This window comes from Microvirga puerhi (genome assembly GCF_020089865.1).
GTDB classification, from domain to species: Bacteria; Pseudomonadota; Alphaproteobacteria; order Rhizobiales; family Beijerinckiaceae; genus Microvirga; species Microvirga puerhi.
Genome location: NZ_JAIRBM010000039.1, coordinates 1 through 5456 on the forward strand (window position 1 = coordinate 1; position 5456 = coordinate 5456).

The window sequence follows — 5456 nt, forward strand, 5'->3', positions numbered from 1 at the left end:
GCTGCCGTTCCATCGGAGGCGTCGTCCACATCCTTGAACCCAACTTGTTTGAGAAGGTTGCGTAGGATGCGAACCATCGTCTGATAGTCGTCAACAACAAGAACAGGAATAGAATAGTCAAGACTCACGGTATTATGTCCTTACACAGACTGATAAAGCTCTTCATGCGGCAAGCTGGGTATCGAACTGAAGAACAGCATCAACATCTAAGATAATCAACAATCTGTCCTGGAGCTGGTGAACACCCTGCGACAAGCCAGCCCAGCGCGGATCCATATGAACTGGATTGGGTTGAAGTGCCTCAGGATTGAGCTTAAGAACCTCTCCGACTTCATCGACAAGGAGTCCGTAAGCCTCGCCGCTATGCTCTAAGCCAACAGCCATCCGCCTCCCACTTGCCTCACGATCTGCAAGGTGGAGACGCCGGCGTAGTGATATTGCTGTTACCACGCGTCCGCGAAGATTCAGAAGCCCCGCAATCTCTGACGAAGCCAGAGGAACACTGGTCATCTCGCTAGCCACAAAAACGTCATGGACCCGATCAATAGCTAGGCCTAGCAGCTGCCCGTCTACAGTCACCGTGACGTACTCGATCATTTCCGCGAAACCTTTGGTTCTTGTAACGTCGTTATTGGTTGGTTGGGAGATGCTCATGCCGCTTCCTCAAGAGATCCGTGCAGTTCCGCAAGGGCTGCGATCAACCCGCGACGATCGAACTTAGCGACTAGTTCCGTCACCTGGAGCTTATGTGCTTGTGCGACCTGCCGTGGATCATGCCTGACTGTTAGCCCAATTACTGGCAGTTGAGCATAGCGCGTCGAGGAGCGCAGGCTCGCGATCAACTCGAAGCCGGAGCGATCAGGCAGGTCCAACTCAGTGATCAGAACGTCAATGCCCGTGCCCGACGACAATAGTCCGAGTGCTTCCGCAGCACTGCCTGCAGAATGAACTTTATAGCCAGCAGCCTTCAGAACCGGCGTCAGCATGTCTCTGAAGAAGGCAGAACCATCAACCAGCAAAACAGACCGGCTTGAGGCCATTCCTACTGGTTGACCTGATCGCATCCAAGATTCGGCCACAAGCGGCAGATAATGAGCGATGTTGACCACCTCGGTGGCCCGCCCCCGGATAACAGCGGAGCCTACTAGATCGGATCGATCCGCTACGAGTTCGATATCAAGTTTATCCTCAACGATATCGACGATTTCATCAACGGCGAGTCCCATTGCGAAGTCACTATCGGAGAACACCACTAGAGCCTGCATTCCCTCGCGTTTAATCTCCAACTCCTCGTCCGAGGCAACAAGTGGCATCAAGCGGCCTCTGTACTGAACCAACGGCCGACCTCCGAGCCACTCGATGGTAGATGCGTCGATTTCCTCCAGTCGCGTCACGAGTGACAGCGGAACCGCCTTGAGACTTTCTCCTCCACCGCGAAATACCAAAAGTGTCGTCGTCTCCTCGTTTTCCACGCTCGACTGCTCAAGCGCAGCGTCGCTCTGCATCTGTCCGTCCTCGGTCCCGGACCCGACCATCCGTGCGAGTCCATTTGGATCGATGATGAGGACGACCGCGCCATCCCCAAGAATGGTATTCCCAGAAAAGAGCTGAATATGTCGCAACTTGGACGACATTGGTTTAACAACGATTTCCTCCGTATGAAACACGCCGTCTACTAGAATTCCGAAGCGCTGTCGGCCGACCTGAGTAACAACGACGAAACCTTCGTTGACGTCTTCCTCACTGCTGGTGCTGAGGACCTTCGACAATGGAATAATTGGCAGCAGTCGATCACGAAGCCGGAGAACAGGCGTCCCATTGATACGCTCTATCGCATGCTCAGAACCTGGTGTAACCCGAACCAGCTCCAGCACGGCCACCTGCGGAATCGCATAGCGATGATCCTTGGAAGCGACGATAAGCGCTGCAACGATCGCCAGCGTTAGCGGAATTTTAATGGTGAAGGTCGTTCCTCGCCCAGTCTCGGAGCGGATATCCACTGTTCCGCCGATGAGTTCTATATTGGTCTTGACGACGTCCATGCCTACGCCACGTCCTGAGACGGACGTGATCGCTGCCGCGGTAGAGAACCCGGGATGGAAAATGAACTTAGCGACCTGTGCGTCGCTCATACGCTCGACTTCGGCCTCGGACGCAATTCCACGCTCCGCCGCCTTTCTCCGGATAGCCGCGAAGTTAAGACCGCGACCATCGTCAGCAATCTCGATCGTGATTGTTCCGCCTTCGTGATAGGCATTGAGGCGAATCGTACCGCGCTCTGACTTACCGGCGGCTTTGCGCTCGAGAGGCGACTCGATTCCGTGATCGGCCGAGTTCCGGACCATATGTGTTAGAGGATCCTTAATAACTTCTAACACTTGTCGATCGAGTTCTGTGTCCGCCCCCTGCATGACGAGTTCGATTTTCTTCGACAGCTCCGCGGATAGGTCACGGATGACCCGAGGCAACTTCTGCCAAGCGTTACCGATAGGCTGCATGCGAGTTCGCATGACGCCCTCCTGTAGCTCAGCTGTCACATGCGATAGGCGCTGCAGAGGCACCTTGTAACTGTTGTCTTCGACACGACGCGATATCTCGAGAAGCTGATTACGGGTGAGTACCAACTCTGAAACCATCGTCATCAGATGCTCGAGAGTATCGACGTTCACCCGGATTGTCTGGACCTTGGCGGAAACGGCTTCGGCAGCCTCTTCGGCCGAGACGGGAGCAGTGCCGCTCTCAACCGGCATGACAATAGCGGATTCTGGCTTTGTCGCCTCCGGGCCGGGAGTCTCACGGAAAGCACGCTCGAGTTCGTCAAGTGGTACCTCGCCGGGCAGCAACGCCCGTTCAAGCACCTGATAAGTCAGGGATCCGACGGATGACGCCGGTGCAATTGCAGTCGACGCCTCTGTATGAACCTCAGTGGCTGCCATTCGTTCAAGGGCCTCAATCAGATCATGATCCGATCCGTTTGGCTCAACGGAATGCTTCTCGAGTTCGTTGAGGATGTCCTTGATGCGGTCAAGAGTTGCCAAAATTAGAGAAACCGCAGGTGTCGTGACGGGCATCCCGTCGCGAAACTTCCCCATCAACGTTTCCGCAGCATGGGCCAATGCTTCCAGACGAGGCAGCCCCAGAAATCCGCAGGTTCCCTTGATCGTGTGGACGAGTCTGAAGATATTGCTCAGGATAGCCTTGTTGTTGGGATCCTGCTCAAACCGTACCAGTTCCACATCGACCGTATCGAGGTGCTCTGCCGTTTCGGTCAGAAACTCACGCAGAAGGTCGTCCATGAAAGCTACTCACGTTTATTACGCTACACACTGTAGTAGGATTTGCGACAGGCGCATGCTTGCGCCTGAAGAGGCTTGAAAGAGATCAGGCAGCTTGAACGCCAGACAGGAAGTGTTCAACCTCCCGACCCAAGCTCTCCGAGTGCCTCGCCAGCTCCTGAGCTGCAGAAAGAACCTGCGATGCAGCGCTTCCGGTCTCACTCGCGCCCTGACGGACGTCACCGATGTTATTAGTAACCATTTCGGTGCCGCGAGCAGCTTCCTGCACATTGCGTGAGATTTCTTGGGTCGCTGCTCCCTGTTGCTCCATGGCGGCCGCTATCGAGACGGAGATCTGCGACATCTCGGTTATGGTCTGCGCAATCTGTTGGATCGCAGTAACGGCCTCTTCGGTCGCCTGCTGGACGGCACCGATCTGGTGCGAAATTTCGTCCGTGGCCTTGGAAGTTTGGTTTGCGAGCTCCTTGACTTCACTGGCGACAACCGCGAAACCCTTACCGGCTTCTCCTGCCCGAGCTGCTTCGATCGTTGCATTGAGCGCAAGCAGGTTCGTTTGGGAGGCGATATTGTTGATTAGTGCAATTACATTTCCAATCTTCTCTGCCGAGATTGCGAGTGTCTGCACCGTCTCGTTGGTACGCCTCGCGTCAAGCACTGCCCTTTCGGCGATTTGCGACGATTGCGAGACCTGACTTGCAATTTCTCTGATCGAAATGGATAGCTCCTCGGTGGCGGCAGCGACAGTCTGGACATTAGCAGAGGTCTGCTCTGCAGCGCCCGCGACATTTACGGACTGTCCGGTTGTGCGATCCGCCACATAGGTCATGGACTGAGCAGTTGACTCCATCTCCGTCGCCGCAGAGGCGAGACTCTGAGTAAGCGACGAGACTTTCTGATCAAACTCTTTCGTCAGTTGGTCCAATGCCTGGGCTCTGCGCATCTTTGCGTCGCTCTCGGCGATTTGCTCCTCGGCAAGCCGCCGCGCTTCAATCGCGTTGTCCTTGAAGACTTGTAGGGCGCGTGCAAGCTGACCGACCTCGTCTTTCCTCACAGCCCCGTCCACGGAGACCGTAAGGTCGTCATTGGCGAGGCGCGACATTGCTCTGGCTATTCCGCCGAGGGGGCGCACGATTCCGAACAGCACAATCGACGCCAGAATGACAAGTGCAAAGGCGAGGCCTGCGACCGTGGATACAATCAAGATGAGTGAGGTGCTGTCGGCAAGCGCGTTCGCATTGTCTCGCGCTTGATCGAGCTCCTTGGCTTTAACACCAACGAGTGCAGCGACGCTGTCCTTGACCTTGACACGAGCGTCACGCCCCTCTCCGTTGGAGATCTTCATAGCCGCATCGTCCATATAGCCTTTCAGACCGTGGGCAACACTCTGATCAGCCAAGGCGAAATAGGCCATGATGCTGTTCTTAAGATCGTCGTAGGCAGCTCTGGAATCTGTTGACGTCAGGCTCTTCATCAGGTTGTCGAGTTCAGCCAGCGCACTTTGCTTCGCCTCTTCGTAGCTCTTTCCATAGGCTCCGCGACCCTCAATATTCCGATCACCAAGGATATTTTTTTCTTGGATCGTCGCTTCGTTGATCTTGGAGTCGAGCGCCATCACCGTTTTAAGTCGCGGAAAGTCGACGCTCACTAGCTCCTGGGTATTGGCCGCGAGACGATCAAGGCTAGTCTTCGCGAGAACAACCAGTCCGATGGAGACGGCGACGAAGATGGCCACTGGCACAGCGACCTTGGTCATAACTCGTAGATTGTTGAGAAAGCGCATCGCAGGCTCCGACGAACAAACTAGGCATTTTCGAGGCAAAGTAATATCGATTATGATCTCTACAAAAAGTTAAAAGCATCGCGAATTACTACTTACAATCTCAATATAACTGCCAATGACACATTATTTCGGCGACGCGATCAAAGATGCATGAAATATAGTTTCTCTAACTACGTCCTGCCGTTTACTGCACATTTTTGTGGGCTGGCATTTGTCTTGTCACATGAGACGCCTCAGACCAGCTTTTGCCGCCTGACCGGATCGTCGTGAGTCCTTTTATCACGCGGTGTCGATGTATTGCATTGAGGCAACACTTCGCGACAAGGACGGGACGGGATTCACGGCGTGCGCCTTTGCCGTTGACGCAACGACGTTCGCCC

At 54.7% G+C, this 5456-nt stretch carries 3 protein-coding genes and 1 pseudogene; all 4 read right to left on the reverse strand.

Annotated features, from left to right (window positions below; all coding sequences use genetic code 11):
- Positions 1-128 (reverse strand): annotated as a pseudogene (locus K9B37_RS24470) (two-component system response regulator); the annotation flags it as partial.
- Positions 129-162: 34 nt separating this feature from the next.
- On the reverse strand, positions 163-654 hold the full coding sequence (locus K9B37_RS24475; protein WP_224316426.1) for a chemotaxis protein CheW: 492 nt from the start codon (positions 652-654) through the stop codon (positions 163-165).
- On the reverse strand, positions 651-3296 hold the full coding sequence (locus tag K9B37_RS24480; RefSeq protein ID WP_224316427.1) for a hybrid sensor histidine kinase/response regulator: 2646 nt from the start codon (positions 3294-3296) through the stop codon (positions 651-653). The genes K9B37_RS24475 and K9B37_RS24480 overlap by 4 nt, the downstream gene beginning before the upstream one ends.
- 85 nt (positions 3297-3381) lie before the next feature.
- Positions 3382-5076 (reverse strand): methyl-accepting chemotaxis protein, encoded by a 1695-nt coding sequence (locus K9B37_RS24485; protein ID WP_224316428.1) that lies wholly within the window; start codon positions 5074-5076, stop codon positions 3382-3384.
- Positions 5077-5456 lie beyond the last annotated feature (380 nt).